The organism is Vibrio sp. 378 (assembly GCF_033339435.1).
Genome location: NZ_JAWOUO010000017.1, coordinates 23606 through 45841 on the forward strand (window position 1 = coordinate 23606; position 22236 = coordinate 45841).

20 protein-coding genes are annotated in these 22236 nt (G+C 45.8%); 9 read left to right on the forward strand and 11 right to left on the reverse strand.

The window, feature by feature from the left end; genetic code table 11:
* Positions 1 to 139: 139 nt before the first annotated feature.
* Positions 140 to 1891 (forward strand): potassium/proton antiporter, encoded by a 1752-nt coding sequence (locus R7Q48_RS21200; RefSeq protein ID WP_005382374.1) that lies wholly within the window; start codon positions 140 to 142, stop codon positions 1889 to 1891.
* On the opposite strand, the gene R7Q48_RS21205 is transcribed toward R7Q48_RS21200, so the two are convergent.
* The 4 genes from R7Q48_RS21205 to aspA form a co-directional block, all read right to left on the reverse strand.
* A complete protein-coding gene (locus R7Q48_RS21205) occupies positions 1888 to 2517 on the reverse strand; it encodes a response regulator (protein ID WP_005382375.1) in 630 nt (209 codons plus the stop codon). The two genes, R7Q48_RS21200 and R7Q48_RS21205, sit on opposite strands and share 4 nt — an antisense overlap.
* Positions 2518 to 2711: 194 nt before the next feature.
* The gene (locus R7Q48_RS21210) at positions 2712 to 4544 is read right to left on the reverse strand and encodes a protein-disulfide reductase DsbD (protein ID WP_262640703.1); all 1833 of its coding nucleotides are present in this window, start codon (positions 4542 to 4544) and stop codon (positions 2712 to 2714) included.
* Between the two features lie 161 nt (positions 4545 to 4705).
* On the reverse strand, positions 4706 to 6013 hold the full coding sequence (locus R7Q48_RS21215; RefSeq protein ID WP_005382378.1) for an anaerobic C4-dicarboxylate transporter: 1308 nt from the start codon (positions 6011 to 6013) through the stop codon (positions 4706 to 4708).
* Between the two features lie 176 nt (positions 6014 to 6189).
* Positions 6190 to 7641, reverse strand: coding sequence for an aspartate ammonia-lyase (gene aspA, locus R7Q48_RS21220; protein WP_005382379.1), 1452 nt, complete (start codon positions 7639 to 7641; stop codon positions 6190 to 6192).
* 431 nt (positions 7642 to 8072) lie between these two features.
* Between aspA and R7Q48_RS21225 the strand changes: the two genes are divergently transcribed.
* Positions 8073 to 8591, forward strand: a complete 519-nt coding sequence (locus R7Q48_RS21225; RefSeq protein ID WP_005386383.1) for an FxsA family protein — start codon at positions 8073 to 8075, stop codon at positions 8589 to 8591.
* Positions 8592 to 8661: 70 nt separating this feature from the next.
* Here R7Q48_RS21225 and trmL read toward each other — a convergent pair whose 3' ends face one another.
* From trmL to R7Q48_RS21245, 4 genes are all read right to left on the reverse strand, one after another.
* Entirely contained in the window at positions 8662 to 9141 is a 480-nt protein-coding gene (gene trmL, locus R7Q48_RS21230) for a tRNA (uridine(34)/cytosine(34)/5-carboxymethylaminomethyluridine(34)-2'-O)-methyltransferase TrmL (protein WP_005386384.1), read from the reverse strand.
* Between the two features lie 136 nt (positions 9142 to 9277).
* A complete protein-coding gene (locus R7Q48_RS21235; protein ID WP_005382382.1) occupies positions 9278 to 9886 on the reverse strand; it encodes a superoxide dismutase in 609 nt (202 codons plus the stop codon).
* Positions 9887 to 10061: 175 nt separating this feature from the next.
* Positions 10062 to 11456, reverse strand: coding sequence for an envelope stress sensor histidine kinase CpxA (gene cpxA, locus R7Q48_RS21240; RefSeq protein ID WP_167415500.1), 1395 nt, complete (start codon positions 11454 to 11456; stop codon positions 10062 to 10064).
* Positions 11456 to 12145 carry a response regulator gene (locus tag R7Q48_RS21245; RefSeq protein WP_005382384.1) on the reverse strand — a complete coding sequence of 230 codons (690 nt, stop codon included), beginning with the start codon at positions 12143 to 12145 and terminating at the stop codon, positions 11456 to 11458. Before R7Q48_RS21245 ends, cpxA begins: the two co-directional genes overlap by 1 nt.
* Before the next feature lie 190 nt (positions 12146 to 12335).
* On the opposite strand from R7Q48_RS21245, the gene R7Q48_RS21250 reads away from it, so the two are divergent.
* The 3 genes from R7Q48_RS21250 to pfkA all read left to right on the forward strand — a co-directional run bounded on the left by R7Q48_RS21250 (position 12336) and on the right by pfkA (position 15114).
* Positions 12336 to 12848: a CpxP family protein gene (locus R7Q48_RS21250; RefSeq protein ID WP_213970968.1), complete on the forward strand. Its 513-nt coding sequence runs from the start codon at positions 12336 to 12338 to the stop codon at positions 12846 to 12848.
* 111 nt (positions 12849 to 12959) lie between these two features.
* Complete coding sequence (fieF, locus tag R7Q48_RS21255) at positions 12960 to 13868, forward strand: CDF family cation-efflux transporter FieF (protein ID WP_025768809.1); 909 nt, start codon at positions 12960 to 12962, stop codon at positions 13866 to 13868.
* A gap of 283 nt (positions 13869 to 14151) precedes the next feature.
* Positions 14152 to 15114: a 6-phosphofructokinase gene (pfkA, locus tag R7Q48_RS21260; RefSeq protein ID WP_005381521.1), complete on the forward strand. Its 963-nt coding sequence runs from the start codon at positions 14152 to 14154 to the stop codon at positions 15112 to 15114.
* 89 nt (positions 15115 to 15203) lie between these two features.
* Here the strand turns inward: pfkA and R7Q48_RS21265 are convergent, their stop codons facing one another.
* Entirely contained in the window at positions 15204 to 16586 is a 1383-nt protein-coding gene (locus R7Q48_RS21265) for an MATE family efflux transporter (protein WP_017635565.1), read from the reverse strand.
* A gap of 240 nt (positions 16587 to 16826) precedes the next feature.
* Here R7Q48_RS21265 and R7Q48_RS21270 point away from each other — a divergent pair, with 240 nt between their 5' ends.
* From R7Q48_RS21270 to R7Q48_RS21280, 3 genes are all read left to right on the forward strand, one after another.
* Positions 16827 to 17117 carry a co-chaperone GroES gene (locus R7Q48_RS21270; protein ID WP_005381516.1) on the forward strand — a complete coding sequence of 97 codons (291 nt, stop codon included), beginning with the start codon at positions 16827 to 16829 and terminating at the stop codon, positions 17115 to 17117.
* A 77-nt stretch (positions 17118 to 17194) separates the two neighbouring features.
* A complete protein-coding gene (groL, locus tag R7Q48_RS21275; protein WP_005381509.1) occupies positions 17195 to 18841 on the forward strand; it encodes a chaperonin GroEL in 1647 nt (548 codons plus the stop codon).
* Positions 18842 to 19154: 313 nt separating this feature from the next.
* On the forward strand, positions 19155 to 19718 hold the full coding sequence (locus R7Q48_RS21280; RefSeq protein WP_005381507.1) for a VC2662 family protein: 564 nt from the start codon (positions 19155 to 19157) through the stop codon (positions 19716 to 19718).
* Positions 19719 to 19818: 100 nt separating this feature from the next.
* Here the strand turns inward: R7Q48_RS21280 and R7Q48_RS21285 are convergent, their stop codons facing one another.
* Together R7Q48_RS21285 and epmB are read right to left on the reverse strand one after the other, a co-directional pair.
* Complete coding sequence (locus R7Q48_RS21285; protein WP_005381504.1) at positions 19819 to 20316, reverse strand: MgtC/SapB family protein; 498 nt, start codon at positions 20314 to 20316, stop codon at positions 19819 to 19821.
* A 95-nt stretch (positions 20317 to 20411) separates the two neighbouring features.
* Positions 20412 to 21434, reverse strand: a complete 1023-nt coding sequence (epmB, locus tag R7Q48_RS21290; RefSeq protein WP_064368830.1) for an EF-P beta-lysylation protein EpmB — start codon at positions 21432 to 21434, stop codon at positions 20412 to 20414.
* Between the two features lie 32 nt (positions 21435 to 21466).
* On the opposite strand from epmB, the gene efp reads away from it, so the two are divergent.
* Positions 21467 to 22033: an elongation factor P gene (gene efp / locus R7Q48_RS21295; RefSeq protein ID WP_005381500.1), complete on the forward strand. Its 567-nt coding sequence runs from the start codon at positions 21467 to 21469 to the stop codon at positions 22031 to 22033.
* Positions 22034 to 22236: the final 203 nt, after the last annotated feature.

The following is a 22236-nucleotide window of genomic DNA, read 5'->3' on the forward strand; positions in this document are numbered from 1 at the left end:
AGTAATATAACTGAGTCATTCTCGTACAACCTCGCATTTTGAGACGGTGTAAAGGGGAGGCAGATTAGGGCATTACCTCATTAACGAAGTAGCCTTGCTCATCACAATTATTATCGTTTTTCATTAAGGGAGGGTGAGAATGGACGCAGACACCATTAACAGTTTTTTTCTAATAGGTGCGTTGTTAATCGCACTTAGCGTTCTTTTAAGCCCAGTGTCTTCTAAGTTGGGGATCCCAATTCTTTTGGTATTTTTAGCCGTTGGAATGCTGGCGGGGGAAGACGGCTTAGGCGGCATTTTATTCGATAACTTTTCCATCGCTTATTTGGTTAGTAACCTCGCATTAGCCATCATTTTGCTTGATGGTGGGATGAGAACGCGGGTCGCCAGCTTTAGGGTTGCGTTATGGCCCTCGGTCTCTTTGGCGACATTTGGCGTTGCGATCACCACCATTTTGACCGGGCTGATGGCAACGTGGTTATTCGACTTAGATTTATTGCAAGGCATATTGGTTGGTGCGATTGTTGGTTCCACCGATGCTGCCGCGGTCTTCTCTCTACTCAAAGGTCGTAGCCTGAACGAACGTGTTGGTTCAACGCTGGAAATTGAATCCGGCACCAATGACCCAATGGCGGTGTTTCTGACCGTAACTCTGATTGCTATTTTAGCGAACCCTGGCGCTGACTTAAGTGCGGGCTTTTTGGCGTTCAGTTTTCTTAAGCAGTTTGGTATCGGCGCGTTACTTGGCTTCGCTGGTGGCTGGATCTTATGGAAAGTTATCAATCGCAATCAATTACCAGATGGGCTGTATTCTATTTTAACGGTCAGTGGTGGCTTGCTTATTTTTGCTTTATCTAACACTTTGGGTGGCAGTGGTATTTTGTCGATTTACCTCGTTGGTCTTTTATTAGGTAACCGTCCAACACGCAGCCGACACTCTATTCTTCATGTTTTAGATGGTATGACGTGGCTAGCTCAAATTGGTATGTTCTTGGTGCTTGGCTTGTTGGTTACACCATCTAATTTACTCTCTATTGCGTTGCCAGGTCTTGCGCTTGCCTTCGGGATGATTTTGTTTGCCCGACCAATCTCAGTTTGGATTGGTTTACTGCCATTCAAGAGTTTCACGCCACGTGAAAAGTGGTTTGTCTCTTGGGTAGGACTGCGTGGTGCTGTACCTATCATCCTCGCGGTATTTCCGATGATGGCAGGGTTGCCAGATGCTCAACTGTACTTCAATTTGGCATTCTTTGTAGTAATGGTGTCTTTGATAGTACAAGGGGGCACGTTGACTAAGGCGATGTCTCTTGCAAAGGTCGAGCTACCTTCTAAGCCTGAGCCAATTTCGCGTACGGGTGTAGAGATTTACCCGACCAGTGAGTGGGAGCTGTTTATCTATAGACTTAAAGCAGATAAATGGTGCATTGGTGAGCCATTACGTAGTCTTTCGATGCCGGAAGGAACGCGTATCGCCGCTGTATTTCGCAGTAAAGAGCTATTGCACCCATCCGGCAGTACGCGTCTTGAGGAAGATGATACCTTGTGTGTATTAGCACAAGAAAAGGATTTAGATGCACTGAGCTTACTGTTTAGTGAAGCCCCAGAGAAAGCGTCGCTAGCGCGATTCTTCGGTGACTTCTTCCTCGATATTGAAGTGAAGCTTGCCGATATTGCCGTGATGTATGGTTTGAATCTGGGGGATGAACCGCTGGATAAAAGTTTGAGAAACCTTGTCGAAGAGCAATTAGGTAGCACGCCAGTATTGGGAGACCATTTCGAGTGGCAAGGTTTGCATTGGATCGTCGCTGATGTTGTTGATCAGCAGGTCACTAAAGTCGGTATCCGATTGCCAAACGAAAAAAGTAAGTCTGACGATAAGACGTCAATCTAGTCGCTCATTTCCGTCAGCATAATCACGGCTTGCGTGCGGTTCTTTACACCGAGCTTACGGAAAATAGCTGTCATGTGCGCTTTTATGGTGGCTTCTGAAACATTCAATTCGTAAGCGATTTGCTTGTTCAGCAAGCCATCGGACAACATTCCCAACACTTTATATTGCTGTGGTGTTAGCGCAGCAATCTTTTCCGCTAAGTCATTACATGCCGCGTTATTGGTGATCAGCCCTTCAGGGAAATATGGGTCGCCATTCAGCACTTGATTGAGTGCGTTCACTAATTCGCGCATGTCGCTGGACTTGGGAATAAAACCAAACGCACCATGGCTTTTCACTTGCGTCACGATCGCCGGCTCTTCACTCGCTGAAACGACGACGATAGGTAAATCTGGATGCTCTGCTCGCAAATGAATCAAGCCAGACATACCATTTGCTCCTGGCATTTTGAGATCCAATAGCACTAAATCTGGCTCTTCCTCTCGCTCCAACAAAGCCAGAAGTGCGTCGAGTGAGTCCGCTTCCAGCAAATTTGCACCACTAATAGCCATGTGGATAGATTGAAACAAGGCATTCCGGAAGAGTGGGTGATCATCTGCAATAATGATGGTGTAGGTCGAATCCATGACGTTAAACACTTTTGACTATTTCGTTAAATTTATTATTGTCCAGCTTTGAGAGAGTGGACAATATTTATTCGCTAAAAGTCTGAACCAAATCGACTTTTATTAGGAAAATTGCATATAAACGCAATGTTCTTATTCAAATCTGAGCAATAAAAAACGCCAGTGGACATCACCGGCGTTTGAATATCTGGTTATCAGAACTGCTTGATATGCTCTAAGAAAGGCTCGGCTTGCATAAAGCCCGTCAAACGAGCGTTTGAAACGTGTTCGCCACTGGCATCCCAAAACTCAATTGTTGGTAAACCAAGTACATTCATGTGCTTCAGTAGTTCGATGTCTTGCACTTGATTTTTGGTCACGTCCGCTTGCAGAAGAACGAAGTCTTGCAGTTTGGCTTCGACGCTTGGGGCATGGAAGGTGTACTTTTCAAACTCTTTACATGCTACACACCAATCGGCGTAGAAATCGAGCATGACGGGTTTACCTGCCGCTTTCGCAAGTGCCAGTTGTTCTTCAAGCTCCGCCACGTTAGCAATGCGAGTAAAGCTAACAGTGGCTTGCTGAGTTTGTGTTGTGCTGTTGCCAAACCAGTAATTTAAGATAGGTTGTGCTGAGGCTAGCAAACCTAAGACGGCGATTATGCCCACGGCACTTTGTTTCCAGCCACCAAACTCTAGACTGTTTTTGATGTGGTATAGCCAACCAAAAGCAGCAATACCCAGTGCTGACCACAGAATCGTTGACCACATTTCTGGCATGATGCGTTCTAGTAAGAAGATAGGCGCGGCAAGCAGAATAAAGCCGAAGAGTGTTTTCACACGGTCCATCCAACCACCTGCTTTTGGTAGCAGTTTGTTGCCGAAGACTGCAACAAGAATAAGCGGAATACCCATGCCCATCGCCAGCGCGTATAACGCGATACCACCCGTCAGCAAATCGCCGCTTTGTGCCACGTAAAGTAGCGCACCAGACAGAGGTGCCGTGGTACAAGGAGAACAAACCAGTCCAGAAATCGCCCCCATGGCGAATACGCCTGCACTGCTGCCACCCTGTTGCTTATTACTTAAGTTATTCAACCATGTTTGAACGCTGCTTGGTAGCTGTAATGAGTACAGACCAAACATAGACAAAGCGAGTGCAATGAACAGTACGCTCAAGCCAATCAGCACATAAGGGTGTTGCATTGCCGCTTGGAACTGCATACCTGCAGATGCCACCACAAGGCCGAGTAGGGTGTAAGTCAGCGCCATGCCTTGCACGTAGACGAATGACAAGCCTAGCGCACGGCGTTGGCTTAGTTTGCCACTGCCAAGCACTATGCTGGTCAGAATTGGGTACATCGGCAGCACACAAGGTGTAAACGCCAAGCCCACACCAAGCGCTAAGAACAGAAGTGGTGTCCACCAGTTATCAGCAAGGTTGGCTGCAAGGCTATCTTGCTGTGTTACTGGCGCCGATGATGTGTCACCAGACGTAGATGATTGCGCCGCTGGTGGCGTTGCTGTTGGTGCCTGTTCTGCTTTTGATGCAGTTGTCGCCGTTGTTGAATCTGAGTTCGACGAAGTAAACGCGCTGATAGGAATCACGCGAGTTTCTGGCGGGTAACAGAAGCCTGCTTTCGCACAACCTTGGTATTGCACCACCACGCGCGCACCGTCTTGCCAATCATGCATTGGTACATTAACGAAGAGAGGTTGAGTATAGATATGCACGTCACCAAAGAATTCATCTTTATGCGGTGTGCCGTCTTCCATTTGCAGTTCGCCTAGCGATACTTTCTCACCAGCTACAGACAAGCGCTCTTGATATAGGTAGTACCCGTCACGTACCTGCCAATCGAGCATCAATTTGTCATCTTGCTGGTAGAAGTTAAATGGAAACGCCTGATCAACCGGAACAAAGCTGTCGCTGCTGCTACCAAAACTGTTGTTCTGGCTACTGTTAAACTGGTCTTTGCCAAATAAAGCTAAAGACGGAGTGGAAAAGGTAATGAGCCCTAAGAGTAAAACGGAAAGTAATGCGCGCATAAAAGAGTCAATTCATCTTAGATAATTGCCGTTAGTGTAACTCAATCAGACCCGGAGGCGAGTCAATAAGTTTCATGAAAATGAAGATTTATTGAGCATAAATCAAGACAACAGGCAATAAAAAAGGGAGCCGAAGCTCCCCGAGTAAGACTCTGTTTCTACTAGATCAGTAGACCACCGAATGCGAAGCCAAGTGCTACCGCAGAAGCGATGGTTACCACACCAGGTACAAAGAATGGGTGGTTGAATACGTACTTACCGATACGAGTTGAACCCGTGTCGTCCATCTCAACCGCTGCTAGAAGCGTTGGGTAAGTTGGCAGCACGAATAGCGCACTTACTGCTGCGAAAGATGCAACTGCGGTAAGTGGTGCGACACCGATAGCAAGTGCTGCTGGCATCAGCGCAACCGTGGTTGCACCTTGTGAGTAAAGCAGCATTGAAGCGAAGAATAGAACGAGTGCTAGCATCCATGGGTAGTCTGCTAGTAGCGCACCCGCAACTTCTTTGATGCCGTCAACGTGCGCGTTAACGAACGTAGAACCTAGCCATGCCACACCAAGAACACACACACACGCTGTCATACCAGAGCGGAATGTTGCTGCGGCTGGGATTTTGCCAGCATCGATTTTACAGCTCATTACGATAGCTGCCGCAGCTGCTAGCATTACCGTCATGATAGCTTCGTTACGGCCTAGAGCAGGGTTCTCGATAAGACCTACTGAGCCAGAAATTGCTGCTGCGTAACACACGACAAATGCGATTGCGCCTAGGAAGATGAAGGTTGCTTTCTTCGCTGTTGGTAGGATTTCGCGTTTTGCTTCTGTATTTAGCTTGATTAAGCCTTTTTCTAGACGCTCTTGGTATTCAGCATCGTCTTTTAGCTCACAGCCCATGAAATTCGCCACGAACGCACCGATCATGCACGCGATGAACGTCGTTGGAATACAGATTGCTAGTAGTGTTAGGTAGTCAACGCCAAATGGGTGCAGCATTGCCGCGAACGCTACAACAGCCGCTGAGATTGGTGATGCGGTGATAGCGATTTGCGATGCTACGACCGCGATAGACAGTGGACGAGAAGGGCGCACGCCTTGGCCTTTCGCTACTTCTGCAATCACTGGCAAAGTAGAGAATGCCGTGTGGCCAGTACCCGCCATTAATGTCATTAGGTAAGTTACGATAGGCGCATAAAAGGTGATGCGCTCAGGATGCTTGCGCAAAAAGTTTTCAGCAACTTGCACCATCCAGTCTAAACCACCAGCGACTTGCATTGCTGCGATAGCGGTGATTACAGACATGATGATCAAAATTACGTCAACGGGAATGTAAGCTTGGCTTGTTGGTACGCCCAAGATCAAAGACAACGCAATGACCCCAGCACCACCGGCAAAACCAATGCCGATACCACCGATTCTTGCCCCCAAATAGATGAAGAGCAGAACCACGAAGAGTTCGACCATGACCATATTGATACCTCTTTAGTTTTTTATTTGATTCTGATTTTTTGAACACTCAGGAACAGGAGTAAATGCTCAGAGAATGAGAACCTAGTGGTTTAGCGGCAATAAAAGCATATAAAAAATGTGGTTAACCGTATGAGAGCCTAAAAAAGGGGCCTGAGTGGCCCCCTTCGGATTCGTTATTACTCGTAACGTTTTGCTTTGTAAGTAGGATGCATGAAGTTTTCTACTGACAAGATTTCATCAAGCTCCTCTGCTGTAAGCAGACCGCGCTCTAGCACGACTTCACGAACACTCTTACCAGTTTCTGCACAAATCTTACCTACGATGTCACCTTCGTGGTGGCCGATGTATGGGTTTAGGTAAGTGACGATACCGATAGAGTTGTAAACGTAGTTTTCGCAAACTTCTTTGTTCACTGTGATGCCGTCGATACATTTATCACGTAAGTTCACACACGCGTTGTGTAGTAGAGAGATAGACTCAAACACACTTTGTGCGATAACTGGTTCCATTACATTTAGCTGTAGCTGACCGCCTTCTGCTGCGAAAGAAACCGTGTTGTCGTTACCGAGAACTTTGAAGCAAACTTGGTTTACTACTTCTGGGATAACTGGGTTTACTTTAGCTGGCATGATTGAAGAGCCTGCTTGCATTTCAGGTAGGTTCAATTCATTTAGACCCGCACGAGGACCAGAAGAAAGTAGACGAAGGTCGTTACAGATCTTCGATAGTTTCACTGCTAGGCGTTTTAGCGCGCCGTGAGTCATTACGTATGCACCACAGTCAGACGTTGCTTCGATAAGGTCTTCTGCTGCAACAACGTCAAGGCCTGTTACTTCCGCTAGGTGTTTTACTGCAAGCGCTTGGTAGCCAGTTGGTGTATTTAGACCAGTACCGATTGCGGTTGCGCCTAGGTTGATTTCTAGGAGGAGTTTAGATGTGTAATCTAGAGCACGAATCTCTTCGTTTAGTGTTACCGCCCACGCATGGAACTCTTGACCGACTGTCATTGGTACTGCGTCTTGAAGCTGAGTACGGCCCATTTTCAGTACATCTTTAAACTCAACGGCTTTAAGTTCGAATGCGCCTTTTAGGTACTCAATTGCTTCCATTAGCTTGTGTACGCTGTTGTATACCGCAATACGGAAACCTGTTGGGTACGCACAGTTGGTTGATTGGCTCTTGTTTACATGGTCATTTGGGTTAACAAATTCGTATTGGCCTTTCTCTTTACCCATCAACTCAAGCGCAACGTTTGCGATCACTTCGTTCGTGTTCATGTTAACTGAAGTGCCTGCACCGCCTTGGAATACGTCTGATGGGAACTGATCCATACACTTGCCAGTTTCTAGGATCAAATCACACGCTTCGATGATGTAGTTTGCAACGTCTTTTGGAATAGCGCCAAGTTCTTTGTTTGCTAACGCTGCTGCTTTTTTGGTCATTACCATGCCGCGTACAAATTCTGGTACGTCAGAGATGGTCATATTAGAGATGTTGAAGTTCTCGATCGCACGTAGCGTATGAATACCGTAGTACGCATCTGCAGGGACATGACGTTGACCTAATAGATCTTCTTCAATACGAGTGGCTGGGTTTGCTGTTTTTGGAGCATCAGATAGGGTAGCCATAGCAGGATCCTTAGATGATAATTCTGATAATAAAGTTATTTATTAGCCATTTCTGCAATCTAGAATCCATTCATCAGAATTTTTGGCTGGAAAATCCGTCCTGACTTATGTGGCACATGATACTGCACCTAGCGCATAAAAATAGTAACTAGATCACCTTTTTCGTTTTTCATGAGTCAATAATTTGCAAAGTATGAACGGGTTATTAATAACCCTTTATAGGTACTCGATTTTCCTCGACAAACATGAGTTTTTAGAGTTCGAAATTAGCACTTTAAAAGCACGAAAAAATCGGTATGCAATTGAATGAAACGTGCTCCTGCTACTTTGCCTAAAAGAGAAGGAGACCAGTATGAACACGCTTTTTTACAACGATTCGTTTGAGCTTAGTCTGCTTTTACCATTACACTGAATTAAACAAAGGAGGGCGTGTGTTTCCTATCTTATTATTAGCGTTTATTTTTGTTCCGATCATTGAAATCGGCTTATTTATTCAGGTGGGCGGCTTTTTAGGTTTATGGCCGACCATTGCACTAGTCTTAATCACGGCATTTGTTGGTGCATCGTTGGTTCGTAGCCAAGGTATACAAACACTGATGTCAGTACAGGGGCGTCTTGAACAAGGTGAAATTCCAGCCCAGCAAATTTTTGAAGGCGTAATGCTAGCGGTGGCTGGCGTGCTACTGTTAACCCCGGGCTTTATGACCGATGCCCTTGGTATGTTGGTGTTGCTTCCTGCGCCACGCGCCGCGATAGCTAAATACTTGATGAGCAAAATGGTGGTGAAAACCATGCATGGCGGTGGCTTCCAAGGTGGTTTCTCTAACCAGGGGCCATTTGAGCAAGACCCGTTCCGTCGTGACCCATTTGATTCCCAGTCAGATAATGGCAAGACCTTCGAAGGGGAATACGAGCGTAAAGACGATGATGATCGCAACAAGCTCAACTGATTGAGTTAGACAGTAAAGAAAACAAAAGGGCGCACCAAGCGCCCTTTTCTGTATTTGGAATTCGTGCCGCTTACAATGCGCCTTCAAAGCCCATTTGACGCCATGCTTCAAAAGCAATGATCGCAACGGCATTCGAAAGGTTTAGGCTGCGTGCGTCCGGCATCATTGGAATGCGAATACGCTGCTCCATTGGCAAGCTATCGATGATTTCAGCAGGCAAACCACGAGTTTCTGGACCAAACATCAAAACATCACCCGTTTGGTATTGTGCATCAACGTGGTGACCTGTGGTTTTGGTGGTGCAGGCAAACAATCGGTAGTTACCTTGCCTCTCTTTCTCTAAATATTCTAAGAACGCTTGATAGTTTTTATGACGCGTTACGCGAGCTAAATCATGGTAATCCAAACCAGCGCGGCGGACTTTTTTCTCTTCAAGATCGAAACCCAGAGGTTCAATTAAGTGAAGGTTTGCACCGCAGTTGGCGCATAGTCGAATGATGTTGCCGGTGTTCGGCGCGATTTCTGGTTCGTATAAAGCGATATCAAACATGGTATTGAAATAGAGTTGGTCAAAGAGAGGGGCAGTATATACCCAAGTCACCGAGAGATGCGAGATTCAGCAAAATTGACCTGGGTATGAAAGCAGGCATTAGCGCGGATGTTAATACCGTAAGTATCGATGCTCTTTATAAGAGAGCGTGAGCATAATTTTCTTCAACTGCTCGCCAGTTGACGACGTTCCACCATGCATCAATATATTCTGGGCGACGGTTTTGGTAACTGATGTAATACGCGTGCTCCCATACGTCTAATGCGAGGATTGGTTCACCGCGCACATCCACTACGTCCATCAGAGGGTTGTCTTGATTACTGGTGGACGTAATGTGAATCTCACCATCTTTTACGATCAGCCATGCAAAGCCAGACCCAAAGGTATTGATGGCTGCTTGGGCAAACGCCTCTTTAAATTGCGCAAAGCTACCAAATTTATCGTTAATTGCTTGAGCAAGCGCGCCTTGAGGCTCTCCGCCACCGTTTGGTGACATGCAATTCCAATAAATGATGTGGTTGTAATAGCCGCCACCATTATTACGTACTGCTGGACTGAGCTTAGAGATATTGTCAAAGATCTCGTCTAATGACTGAGTTTCGAGCTCGCTCCCTTCAACGGCATTTACAAACTTATCAAAGTACGTCTTGTGGTGTTTGCTGTAATGCACTTCCATGGTTTTCGCGTCGATGTACGGCTCTAGCGAATCGTACGGGTAAGGCAGAGCGGGAAATGTATGTGACATAGTAAATCCTCCTTAATTGGAAAATTCACTTTAATGCTAACGATAATTATTATCAACTTTGATCTTTGTAAGGGTATTCTAAGAAGACCTCACCAATTTCTAAAGTGAGGGTGGGGCTGTGAATCACTCACTCTAGAAATATGGTGCGAATTATTGTTAGTTCATCAAATTGAGACTAACCATTGATCGGTAAGGTGATACTCATGCGCAATCCGCCTAAAGGACTTCGGCTGGCTGCGATCGTGCCACTGTGCTGGCGAATGGCACTTTCGGTAATGGTTAGGCCGAGACCTGTGCCGCCAGAGTGGCGATCGCGTGCCGTTGAAACGCGATAGAACGGGCGAAAAATCGCGGCCAGTTCCTCTTCTGGTACACCTTCTCCATTATCGTCAACCGTGATACGAAGCGTATCGTCATCGGCTTTGATGTCGATTTGTACCTCATCTTTTCCGTAGTAAATGGCGTTACGAACGATATTTTCCACCGCACTCATCAGCAGTTTAGGGTTACCGGAAATATTGCGCTTAGGTAATTCTGAATAGTGTAGCTGTTTGCCCATTTGCTCTGCTTCAAACTGCGCATCTTTAATGATTTCTTCCCATAAACTTTCTAGTGGCTGTGTTTCGCGAGTCATATGACTGTTCGCCTGCATGCGAGAAAGCTCTAATAGTTCGCTGATCATCTGTTCCAAGCGCTGCGCTTCGGTATCGATACGAGTCAGTTCTGGGCTTTCGCCTTGTTTACGCGTCGCTAATGCGCTTGCCATGCGCAGACGAGTTAAAGGTGAGCGCAGCTCGTGAGAGATATCGGATAGCAAACGTTGTTGTCCTGAAATCATTTGATTAACCGCTTCAACCATCTGGTTGAAGCTGCTACCTGCTTGACGAAACTCCGCCGTGCCTTTTTCTAAATTTGGGTCTGTGACAAATTCACCTTTCGCCACACGTTGAGCAGCGGCTTCAAGACGACGTGCTGGTTGACTCAAAGCCCAAGCAAGCCATAACAGCAATGGTGTACTAACCAGCATGACCGCAAGCAAGAGCTGGAATGGGTGATCAAACAGACGCAGGAGTAGAGGTGGTGGCTCATTCCATTTGAAGCCCACGTACATCAAGATATCGGAACCTGCCAAAGTGATAGGAATTGGGCCCGCAATCATGTATCGACCATACAGCTTCTGCTTTGGATTATTGTAATCTTCGATACTGGTGACAAAGTTTTGCATGGCACGCAATTGAAAATTGCTGCGTTTTTCTGTCGTAAGAACATTGCCGCTGTAGTCAGAAAAAAACACCCTCGGGCGAGGGTCGTGCTTGCCGTGGCGGTTGCCCTCGATACGAAAAAGTATGCGGCCTAAATCAGTTTGCTGGCTGTATTTTTGTTGGATTGAGTCACGCGTTTCTACCATACGTTTGTAGTGTTCTTCTGGAATATCGCGAGCTTTGCGTGGGTCCAAATGTGGCAGTGATAGCACGGCTATCAATACTAATAACATGGTGAACCAAAAAATGGCAAAGATGCGTCCATACAGGCTATTGATGTTTGGCAGTTTGATGCGTGATAGGCGCATTAATCCTCCTCCAGCAGCATGTAGCCACGACCGCGCAGGGTTTTAATTCGCGGCTTGCCATTGCTTTGATCTGGTAATTTTTTACGTAAGTTCGAGACATGCATATCGATAGCGCGATCAAAAGCAGCGAGTCGTTTACCAAGCACATCTAAGCTCAGTGTCTCTTTGGTCAGCACTTGTCCTGGGTTTTGTACGAAGTGGGTGAGTAGCGCAAACTCGGTTGCCGTGAGGTCGAGTAGCTGTTGCTCACAATACGCTTCTTGCTTACCGGGATAGAGGCGGATTTCTTGATACTCAATGCAATCGCTGTTTTTGGTATTTTTTTGTGTGCTGCTAGTGCGGCGTAAAATCGCACGGATACGCGCCAACAGCTCTCGGTCACTAAAAGGTTTTGGTAAATAATCATCCGCGCCCAGTTCCAAGCCGATCACGCGATCAATTTCTTCCCCTTTAGCGGTCAGCATCAAGACGGGAGTTTCCCAATTTTCACGTAAGCGTTTCAGCGTTTCCATGCCATTGAGTTTTGGCATCATGACATCCAACAAAATCAAATCAATCTTATCATTGATCGCGGCTAAGCCGGCTTCACCGTCATTTGCTTCGCTGACGTCAAACCCTTCGAAACTGAGTACTTCTTTTAATAAGCTGGTTAGCTCGATATCGTCATCGATTAAAAGAATGTTTGCCATGGGGGCACCTATAGTAAGTTACCGATAGCCTAATATTACATTGGAATGATGCGCAACGAAGAGGAGAAAAATCACTCTTTACGATTCTTTACGCTCCCTATACGTCGCTTTACCTAGCGGGTCGTATTCTATACTCAAGCGCTGTGAGAACAGCTCAGAAGAACCACTCACCTGTGTAAGGAATCGTATTATGAAGTCTGCAAAAAAACTTGTGTTAGCTGCTGTTGTTCTACCTCTTACTCTTGGCGCCGCAAGCGCATTCGCTTACGGTGGTAAAAACCATCATAAAGGTCCTCGTGACGAATGCGGCATGGGTATGGACCGAGGTGTCATGCGTCAACTAGACCTGACTGATGCACAAAAAGATCAGCTAAAAGAAATGCGTGAAGCAAACAAAGCAGAAATGAAAGCAAAATTCGCTGATGGCAAAGAAGCACGTATGGCTGAGCGTCAAGCGCATCACGCAAAAGTGCAATCGCTTTTGCTGGCGGATAATTTTGATGAAGCTCAAGCTACCGAGTTAGCAAAAGAGATGGTTGAGCGCCAAACGGAACGTCGCGTGCAAATGCTAGAAAGAAAGCACCAAATGCTTAGCGTATTAACATCTGAGCAGAAAGCGAAATTTGTTGAGCTACAAAATGAACGTATGCAAGAGTGTGGCGACAGAATGCACAAGCGCATGGAAAAGTCGCGCAATAATTAAGTCATGAATTGATGTTATATAAAGAGGCAGCCATTGGTTGCCTCTTTTTGATCTGGTTATTTCATGGTCATTCAATATACTCAACGTATGGTTTTAGTTAACTCTTTGATTATGAAACAGCAATACGCACGTTTAGTTACGACCGCCGCTTGGACTGCAACCATTGTGGCGACGCTTCTTCTGATAGTAAAAGTCATCACGTGGTGGGTAACCGGCTCAGTGAGCTTATTGGCGTCATTGATTGACTCCATGTTAGATATCGCGGCTTCGGTTGTGAATCTTGTGGTGGTTCGTTACGCCTTACAACCGGCAGACCGCGAACATACGTTTGGACATGGTAAAGCTGAGTCCTTAGCGGCCCTAGCCCAAGCAATGTTTATTTCGGGCTCGGCAGTATTTTTGATTCTTAACGGGATTGACCGATTTTTCCGCCCACATGCTTTACACGCACCGGAGTTAGGTGTGTATGTATCGCTGTTTGCGATTGTGGTCACACTTGGCTTGGTGATGTTCCAAAAACATGTGGTTCGCGTGACGGGGAGCCAAGCAATAGCGGCGGATTCTCTGCATTATCAGACTGACTTGTATATGAATGCTGCGATCATGGTGGCTCTGGGGCTCAGTTATTTTGGAGTGACTCAAGCGGATGCTGTGTTTGCGATTGGTATTGGTGTCTTCATTCTTTATAGCGCTTTCAAAATGGTCAGCGAAGCGATTCAAACCTTACTTGATAGAAAGTTGCCCGATGAAGAACTTGAGCAAATTAACCAAGCTTGTTTGAGCGTAAAAGGGGTATTGGGTGTGCATCAGTTACGCACGCGAATGTCAGGACCGACGCGCTTTATACAGTTGCATTTAGAGCTAGACGATAACTTACGATTAATTGAGGCGCATTACATCGCTGATAAAGTGGAAGATAATTTATTGGCTCTGTTTCCTGATGCGGATGTATTGATCCATCAAGATCCATTGTCTGTCGTTTTCGGACCAGAGAAAGAGCAGAAAGCGCAAGATTGGTAGGCTTGAAAAATCCATCAGTGCCCGACGACAAACAGGTACTTATTGACTATCTTTCCATCAATACTTATTAAGATTCGTGATCCTGATATGAATCAACAAAGTTTCATAGAGAAACTGTAATACTCTTACATAAGTAGAAAAGTTACATAAAAAAGTGCGTTTTCATTGGTAATCCTGTAGAGGAAATGTAACATAACGCACAGTTCTGGATTATGCAGGTTGCTTGGTAACAAGGGGCCTAAAAGAAAATTAAATAATTGATTGCCAAAGATCGAGGGTGAGCATGATTAAGAAGATCGGTGTTTTAACAAGTGGCGGTGACGCACCTGGTATGAACGCTGCGATACGCGGCGTAGTACGTACAGCACTATCCGAAGGATTGGAAGTATTCGGTGTGTACGACGGCTACCTAGGCCTATACGAAGGCCGCATCGAGAAGCTAGATCGTTCTAGCGTTTCAGATGTGATCAACAAAGGTGGTACGTTCCTAGGTTCTGCACGTTTCCCTGAATTTAAACAAGTGGAAGTTCGTGAAAAAGCGATTGAGAACCTGAAAAAACATGGTATCGATGCACTAGTGGTAATCGGTGGTGATGGTTCGTACATGGGTGCGAAGAAACTGACTGAAATGGGTTACCCATGTATCGGTCTTCCGGGCACAATCGACAACGATATCGCAGGTACGGATTACACTGTGGGCTACCTAAGTGCACTAAACACCGTTATCGATGCAATCGACCGTCTACGTGATACTTCTTCATCTCACCAACGCATTTCAATTGTAGAAATCATGGGCCGTCACTGTGGTGATTTGACTCTGATGTCTGCAATTGCGGGCGGTTGTGAATACATCATCACTCCGGAAACTGGTCTAGACAAAGACAAGCTGATCAGCAACATCCAAGATGGTATCGCTAAAGGTAAGAAACACGCGATCATCGCGCTTACTGAGCTAATGATGGATGCTAATGAACTAGCACGTGACATCGAAGCCGCGACAGGTCGTGAAACTCGTGCAACAGTACTTGGTCACATCCAACGTGGTGGTCGTCCAACTGCATTTGACCGCGTACTAGCATCTCGTATGGGTAACTACGCTGTTCACCTATTGATCGAAGGTCATGGTGGTCGTTGTGTAGGTATCGTGAAAGAGCAACTTGTTCACCACGATATCATCGACGCAATCGAAAACATGAAGCGTCCAGTACGCAACGATCTATACAAAGTTGCTGAAGAACTGTTCTAAGTAAGCTTGAAATAGATAAACAAAACCGCGGCTTTCCGCGGTTTTTTGTATTTGAGAATCAACAAAAAGAAACTAGTGATAGACGAGTGTTAAGACACGCTGCTCTGCTCTATGAGCGTTAATTTGCGCTCGCGCAGCGCAAACAAGTAGCCCAGTAGCCCACCCAACGTATTCCCAACCGCGATACCGATAAACAAGCCTTCAATGCTGTAGATTTGGCTCCCGACCCACGCCGAAGGCAAGGTAAAAATGAACAGCCGCATAAAGCTCCACTGGAATGCACGCAATGGCTTGTGCATCGCATTCAAACCACTGACTAACATCATTACGATGCCTTGGAAGCCATAACTAAATGGCACCACCAGTAAATAATGCCAAAGCAGGTTTTTCACCGCATCTTCCTGAGAAAACAGCGCAGCCAGAGGAATGCTCAGTGGCACCATCATCAAGAAGATAAACCCTTGGAATACCACTGCAAAACGCATGCTAATAAATAAACCGGAAAAGGCTCGTTGCGGTTGTTTGGCTCCTAAATTTTGTGCCATAAACGGTGTGAGGGCAGAGGTCAGCGACATCAATACTAAAATCAATATAGACTCAATACGCTGCGCTGCGCCGTAAGCAGCAACCGCCGCTGTACCGTGGTTGGATAACAGCATCATCAGAATGGCACCGGACAACGGATTCATCGCGTTTGATAGCGCTGCAGGGGTACCAATTTTTAGTGTCTGTTGCCAGTCTTGTTTCAGCAAAGCCCATTGGGGTTGAGCAAGCAATTTTTCCCGTTTAATTAGCACATAGAATGAGCCACACAAAGCACCTAACCAGCTAAAGGCACTTGCTATGGCTGCGCCTTGAATGCCAAGTTCCGGAAAAGGGCCATAACCGAAAATCAACAATGGATCGAGCATGCCATTAATCAAACCAGCCAACATCATGACTTTTGCTGGTGTTTTTGTGTCGCCAGTAGCTCGGATAGCACTGTTGCCCGCCATTGGGATCACTAGCAGAGGAATGGTGAGATACCAGACCTGCATATATTGCTCAATAAGAGGGATGAGATCATCAGACGCACCAAGAAAACGAAACAATGGCGCAATGGTGGTAAAGCCAATAGAAGACGCGATAGCCACAAGTAACACGGCTAACAACAAACCGTGGGTGGTGAACCGAGCAGCTTGTGGTGCATGACCTTGCCCAAGCAAGCGACCAATATTGGTCGATAGTCCCATCCCAATCCCCATCGTAATGCAGTTAACCGCAAAGGTTACAGGGAAGGTATAGCTGATAGCTGCTAGCGCTTGAGTGCCAAGCAACGAGATAAAAAACGTGTCCACCAAGTTAAACATCAAAATTGCGATCATGCCCATGGTCATGGGTACGGTCATTTTCCGCAGCGTTTCAGGAATGGGTGCGGTCAACAAACCATGCTTATCGGTCGCTTGGGGTTCCAGCTTGTTATTTTCCTGCATGTGTGACAACTATCTGGTGAGCAAACTGCAAGGATACAAGAAAGCGAGATGCCGAGCGAGTGAGCATTTCTAACGCAAACCGTTGCCTAGTTGTTCGTTATTTTAACTAAGTCACAAAAATTTTGTGCCACCCCCTTGGGATCGCTGCTTCGACCCCTTATATAGGGATCACGTGTCTGGGGCTACAGTCCCTAAGGACAATTATCAAATAAACATGGAAATTTTCAGGAGAGACGACCGATGAACATTCGTCCATTACATGACCGAGTTATCGTTGAACGTAAAGAAGTTGAATCTAAGTCTGCTGGTGGCATCGTTCTGACTGGTTCTGCTGCAGAAAAATCGACTCGCGGTGTTGTTCTAGCTGTGGGTAAAGGCCGCATCCTAGAAAACGGCACCGTACTGCCACTAGACGTTAAAGTCGGTGATACCGTTATCTTCGCTGAAGGTTACGGTACAAAAACTGAAAAAATCGACGGTAAAGAAGTGCTTGTCATGTCTGAAAACGACATCATGGCGATCGTTGAATAATAGCAATCATTGAGTAATTTTTTGCTCAGATTCAATTACGAAATTACACACAAAGAATTTTAGAAAGGAAATCAAAGATGGCTGCTAAAGACGTTAAATTTGGTAATGACGCACGAGTTAAAATGCTGGAAGGTGTAAACGTTCTGGCTGACGCAGTAAAAGTAACACTGGGTCCTAAAGGACGTAATGTCGTTCTAGACAAATCTTTTGGTGCACCAACTATCACTAAAGATGGTGTATCAGTAGCGCGTGAAATCGAGCTGGAAGATAAATTCCAGAACATGGGCGCACAAATGGTTAAAGAAGTTGCGTCTAAAGCAAACGACGCAGCGGGTGACGGTACAACAACAGCAACGGTACTAGCGCAATCTATCGTTAACGAAGGTCTAAAAGCAGTCGCAGCGGGCATGAACCCAATGGATCTTAAGCGTGGTATCGACAAAGCTGTTGCCGCGGCAGTTGAGCAACTAAAAGAGCTTTCTGTTGAATGTAACGACACAAAAGCGATCGCGCAGGTTGGTACTATCTCTGCAAACTCAGACGCAAGCGTAGGTAATATCATTGCAGAAGCAATGGAGCGTGTGGGTCGTGATGGCGTTATCACGGTTGAAGAAGGTCAGGCGCTACAAGACGAGTTAGACGTAGTAGAAGGTATGCAGTTCGACCGCGGTTACCTGTCTCCTTACTTCATCAACAACCAAGAATCAGGCAGTGTTGATCTAGAAAACCCATTCATTCTTCTAGTAGACAAGAAGATCTCAAACATTCGTGAGCTTCTTCCAACGCTAGAAGCTGTCGCGAAAGCATCTCGTCCACTGCTTATCATTGCAGAAGATGTAGAAGGCGAAGCGCTAGCAACATTGGTTGTGAACAACATGCGTGGCATCGTAAAAGTTGCAGCTGTGAAAGCACCTGGCTTCGGTGACCGTCGTAAAGCAATGCTACAAGACATCGCTATCCTAACTGGCGGTACTGTGATTTCTGAAGAGATCGGTCTAGAGCTAGAAAAAGTTGCACTAGAAGATCTAGGTCAAGCGAAGCGTGTTTCTATCACGAAAGAAAACACGACTATCATCGATGGTATCGGTGAAGAAGAGATGATCTCTGGCCGTGTTGCTCAGATTCGTCAACAAATCGAAGACGCAACTTCAGACTACGACAAAGAGAAACTACAAGAGCGTGTTGCTAAACTGGCTGGCGGTGTTGCAGTAATCAAAGTTGGTGCTGCGACTGAAGTTGAAATGAAAGAGAAGAAAGACCGTGTAGAAGATGCGCTAGCCGCAACTCGCGCAGCGGTTGAAGAAGGTGTTGTTGCTGGTGGTGGTGTTGCACTTATCCGCGCGGCATCTAAGATTGCTCACCTAACGGGTGACAACGAAGAACAAAACGTTGGTATCCGCGTTGCACTACGTGCAATGGAAGCGCCAATCCGTCAAATCACGAAGAACGCAGGTGAGGAAGACTCAGTTGTTGCGAACAACGTGAAAGCGGGTGAAGGTAGCTACGGTTACAACGCGGCAACAGGCGAATACGGCGACATGCTAGAAATGGGTATCCTAGATCCAACTAAAGTTACTCGTTCTGCACTACAATTCGCAGCATCGGTTGCAGGTCTGATGATCACAACTGAAGCGATGGTTACTGACCTACCGCAAAAAGACGCGCCAGCGATGCCTGACATGGGCGGCATGGGTGGCATGGGCGGTATGGGCGGCATGATGTAAGCCAGCTTATCTCATCGCTCTAGGGAAACCTTATAGCGGAAAGATAACCGACCAAACCCTTAAAAGTCGAGGCAGATGCCTCGACTTTTTTATGCGTGTCACCTGAGAAACATGACGTACTGGTGTGGCTTATCATGAAATTTTTGAGCGTAAAAAGCGCCATTTCAGAAGCAAAAAATCGAAGAGAAATATTTTTTCTTTTGAGTCAGATGGTTAAATCTGACCTATTGCTAACACTTTTTGAACGGGGACAGAGCAAAATCTGAACATTACACTATGTTGTAAATTGTTGCTTCCCATCATGGAGATGAAAATGAAAAAGCTTATGACGTCATTGGCGGTTGCAGCCGCTATCGCATCACCTGTTGCTTTTGCCGACAGTACACCTGTGATGTTCTCTACTATCGATAACACAAACGCACCCTCTAATTCTTCAGTAGGTGGCGTTCGTTTAGCTGTGTTGCATGGGCAGGTAAATGAGGTTAAAGGTGTCGACTTTTCACTGCTTGGTATGTCAGAAACGGATCGTACGACAGGTGTGAACTTCGGTCTGTTTTTTGGCGCAGCAAAAGTAAATCAAGAAATGAAAGGCGCGTCTTTAGGCTTAGTTAACTGGAACCAAGGTCAGACGACGGGTGTTAACTTGGGTGCTGTTAACATTACGAACAACGTAAAAGGCTTGAACTGGAGCGCGGTGAACTATTCTGAAGGCTACACCATGGCGGATGTGGGCTTAGCGAGTATCTCTAAGAAGTCTAATTTCCAGTTTGGTTTCTTCAACATGACCGATCAAATCGATGGTGTGCAAATTGGTCTTTTGAACTGTGCGGATAACGGTTTCTTCAAGTGTTTCCCACTCATCAACTTTGCTAAGTAATCCCTGAGAAAGTCAGAATCTTTATATACAGAAAGCCCTCGATGTTCGTCGAGGGCTCTTTAATTGCTGATGAGATGAAGCGAGTTTCTCGGAGCGTTAACTATTTAATTAATCGTGATGAAGTTTTGCGTTGTTGAATTCTTTGATGAACACCGCGGCGTAATGCTTTGATGTGGTTTTCTGCTTTATCCACACCTAACAACACGGTTAATGTCAGGAGAGTAATAACCACCGACTGCGTTAAATAACCCAAACCTATCATCAAACCTAAACCTGCTAGCACCCATATTACAGCCGCGGATGTTACGCCATGGATTTTTCCATCAAGTGTCATCATAACGCCAGCGCCTAAGAAGCCGACGCCAGTAATGATCTGACCAAGCACTCGTGCTTGATCAAGTGTATTTGGCGATAACGACACTGCCATCGACATAAACAGGTAGGTGCCTGAAATAATTAATATTGCTGTGCGAATGCCAACCGGTTTACCACGAGTTTGGCGCTCTATACCGATCATGAGCCCATTAATGGCGCAGCATAGTAGGGCAGGCCAACTGAATGGGCCAAGATCGAAAATTTGTTCGAATGCTGTATGCATCTTGACCTCCAAAAGTGCGGAGTATGCATAGACTTACCGTGCAAAGCGAACAAAAATAATCAATCTAGACGACAAATTTAATTGAGCGTCAGAGCTTATTCTAAATGCAAATCCAACGGCGTTTTACTTGGCCTGCCACCAATTTCTCGTGTGAGTTTTGGTACCAGATAACCCGATACACGCGTGATGAGTCCGCGCATAATAGCTTTCGCTTCTTCGTCCGAAATAAAGTAGTGCGCTGCGCCTTGCACCTTATCAAGAACGTGGAGGTAATAAGGCAAGATGCCCGCGTCAAATAAGGCCTCACTTAACGCCACTTGAGCTTCTACCGAATCATTCACGCCTTTCAGCAGAACGCCTTGGTTTAGAAGCGTAACGCCCGCTCTTTTGAGCTTGAACATCTGTTCAGAAAATTCGTCATTGATTTCGTTGGCATGGTTGATGTGAGTGACGAGGATGATTTGTAACCTTGATGCTTGCAGCAGTTGGCATAGTTCATCAGTGACTCGAGCTGGAATCACCACAGGTAAACGGCTATGAATACGCAGACGTTTAATGTGAGGAATATGAGCAATGTGCTCTAAAAGCCAATGAAGTTCATCGTCTTTTGCCATTAATGGATCACCACCTGAGAAGATGACTTCGTTCAACTCTGGTTGTTGTGCCAGGTACTCTAAGCACTTGGTCCATGCTTGTTTCCCGCTTTTGTTCTCTTGATAAGGGAAGTGACGACGAAAGCAGTAACGGCAATTTACCGCGCAGCCACCTTTGACAATCATCAGGGCGCGGTTGCGATACTTGTGTAGCATGCCAGGGACTTCATTGTCCTGCTCTTCCAATGGATCATTGGAGTAACCCGGATGCACCTCAAATTCGTCGCTCAGTGGTAAAACCTGACGTAAAAGAGGGTCTTTAGGGTTGCCTTTCTCCATCCTATCGACAAAACTTTGCGGTACACGCTGTGCAAACAGCTTGCGCGCGGCAAACCCGTCTTGCCACGGTGAAGGATCAATTTCCAGTATTTCGAGCAATCTTGCAGGATCAGAGATCCCATTCGCCAACTGTTTGAGCCAGTTTTGCTCAACAGATTCGACTTTTCGGGTTATTATGTGCGGCATTGAATTTAGCTCTAAGAATGTAAGAGGAAAAAATGGCTACAGTTAGCACCAATGAATTTAAAGGCGGTCTTAAGTTAATGCTTGATAACGAGCCTTGTGTAATTCTGGAAAACGAATACGTTAAACCAGGTAAAGGCCAAGCGTTCAACCGTGTTAAAATTCGTAAACTTCTTTCTGGTAAAGTGCTAGAGAAAACATTCAAGTCTGGTGACACTTGTGAAGTGGCAGACGTAATGGATATCGACCTAGATTATCTATATTCAGACGGCGAATTCTACCACTTTATGAACAGTGAAACGTTTGAACAGATCGCAGCGGATGCAAAAGCGGTAGGTGAAAACGCTAAGTGGTTGGTAGAAAACAACACTTGTATGATCACTCTTTGGAACGGTAACCCAATTACTGTTACTCCACCAAACTTCGTTGAGCTAGAAGTTGTAGACACAGACCCAGGCCTGAAAGGTGATACTCAAGGTACTGGCGGTAAACCAGCGACGCTATCAACTGGCGCTGTTGTTCGTGTTCCTCTGTTCATCTCAATTGGTGAAGTGATTCGCGTAGATACTCGTACTGCTGAATACGTAGGTCGTGTGAAGTAAGCACTTTATATGATTGTTAGAAAGGTCGCTTCGGCGGCCTTTTTTATTGCCTGTGATTCTTCTCTTTTAATCCCTCTGCGTAAAACATCGATATCCTCCGCAAATTTTTGATGATTTTGTATTATTCGTAAAAATCTTATTTATTCCATGAATCTGTCGATTATTCCTTAATGTAACATTTTGATACATTAGTACTTGTTGCT

Coding starts and splice junctions, on each gene's coding strand:
- R7Q48_RS21250 (WP_213970968.1), top strand. CDS start 12,336: ATGAAGTCTGCAAAAAAACTTGTGTTAGCTGCTGTTGTTCTACCTCTT.
- R7Q48_RS21285 (WP_005381504.1), bottom strand. CDS start 20,316: ATGCATACAGCATTCGAACAAATTTTCGATCTTGGCCCATTCAGTTGG.
- cpxA (WP_167415500.1), bottom strand. CDS start 11,456: ATGCGCCTATCACGCATCAAACTGCCAAACATCAATAGCCTGTATGGA.
- epmB (WP_064368830.1), bottom strand. CDS start 21,434: ATGCCGCACATAATAACCCGAAAAGTCGAATCTGTTGAGCAAAACTGG.
- R7Q48_RS21200 (WP_005382374.1), top strand. CDS start 140: ATGGACGCAGACACCATTAACAGTTTTTTTCTAATAGGTGCGTTGTTA.
- trmL (WP_005386384.1), bottom strand. CDS start 9,141: ATGTTTGATATCGCTTTATACGAACCAGAAATCGCGCCGAACACCGGC.
- R7Q48_RS21205 (WP_005382375.1), bottom strand. CDS start 2,517: ATGGATTCGACCTACACCATCATTATTGCAGATGATCACCCACTCTTC.
- R7Q48_RS21270 (WP_005381516.1), top strand. CDS start 16,827: ATGAACATTCGTCCATTACATGACCGAGTTATCGTTGAACGTAAAGAA.
- fieF (WP_025768809.1), top strand. CDS start 12,960: ATGAAACAGCAATACGCACGTTTAGTTACGACCGCCGCTTGGACTGCA.
- groL (WP_005381509.1), top strand. CDS start 17,195: ATGGCTGCTAAAGACGTTAAATTTGGTAATGACGCACGAGTTAAAATG.
- aspA (WP_005382379.1), bottom strand. CDS start 7,641: ATGGCTACCCTATCTGATGCTCCAAAAACAGCAAACCCAGCCACTCGT.
- efp (WP_005381500.1), top strand. CDS start 21,467: ATGGCTACAGTTAGCACCAATGAATTTAAAGGCGGTCTTAAGTTAATG.
- pfkA (WP_005381521.1), top strand. CDS start 14,152: ATGATTAAGAAGATCGGTGTTTTAACAAGTGGCGGTGACGCACCTGGT.
- R7Q48_RS21265 (WP_017635565.1), bottom strand. CDS start 16,586: ATGCAGGAAAATAACAAGCTGGAACCCCAAGCGACCGATAAGCATGGT.
- R7Q48_RS21235 (WP_005382382.1), bottom strand. CDS start 9,886: ATGTCACATACATTTCCCGCTCTGCCTTACCCGTACGATTCGCTAGAG.
- R7Q48_RS21215 (WP_005382378.1), bottom strand. CDS start 6,013: ATGGTCATGGTCGAACTCTTCGTGGTTCTGCTCTTCATCTATTTGGGG.
- R7Q48_RS21245 (WP_005382384.1), bottom strand. CDS start 12,145: ATGGCAAACATTCTTTTAATCGATGACGATATCGAGCTAACCAGCTTA.
- R7Q48_RS21280 (WP_005381507.1), top strand. CDS start 19,155: ATGAAAAAGCTTATGACGTCATTGGCGGTTGCAGCCGCTATCGCATCA.
- R7Q48_RS21210 (WP_262640703.1), bottom strand. CDS start 4,544: ATGCGCGCATTACTTTCCGTTTTACTCTTAGGGCTCATTACCTTTTCC.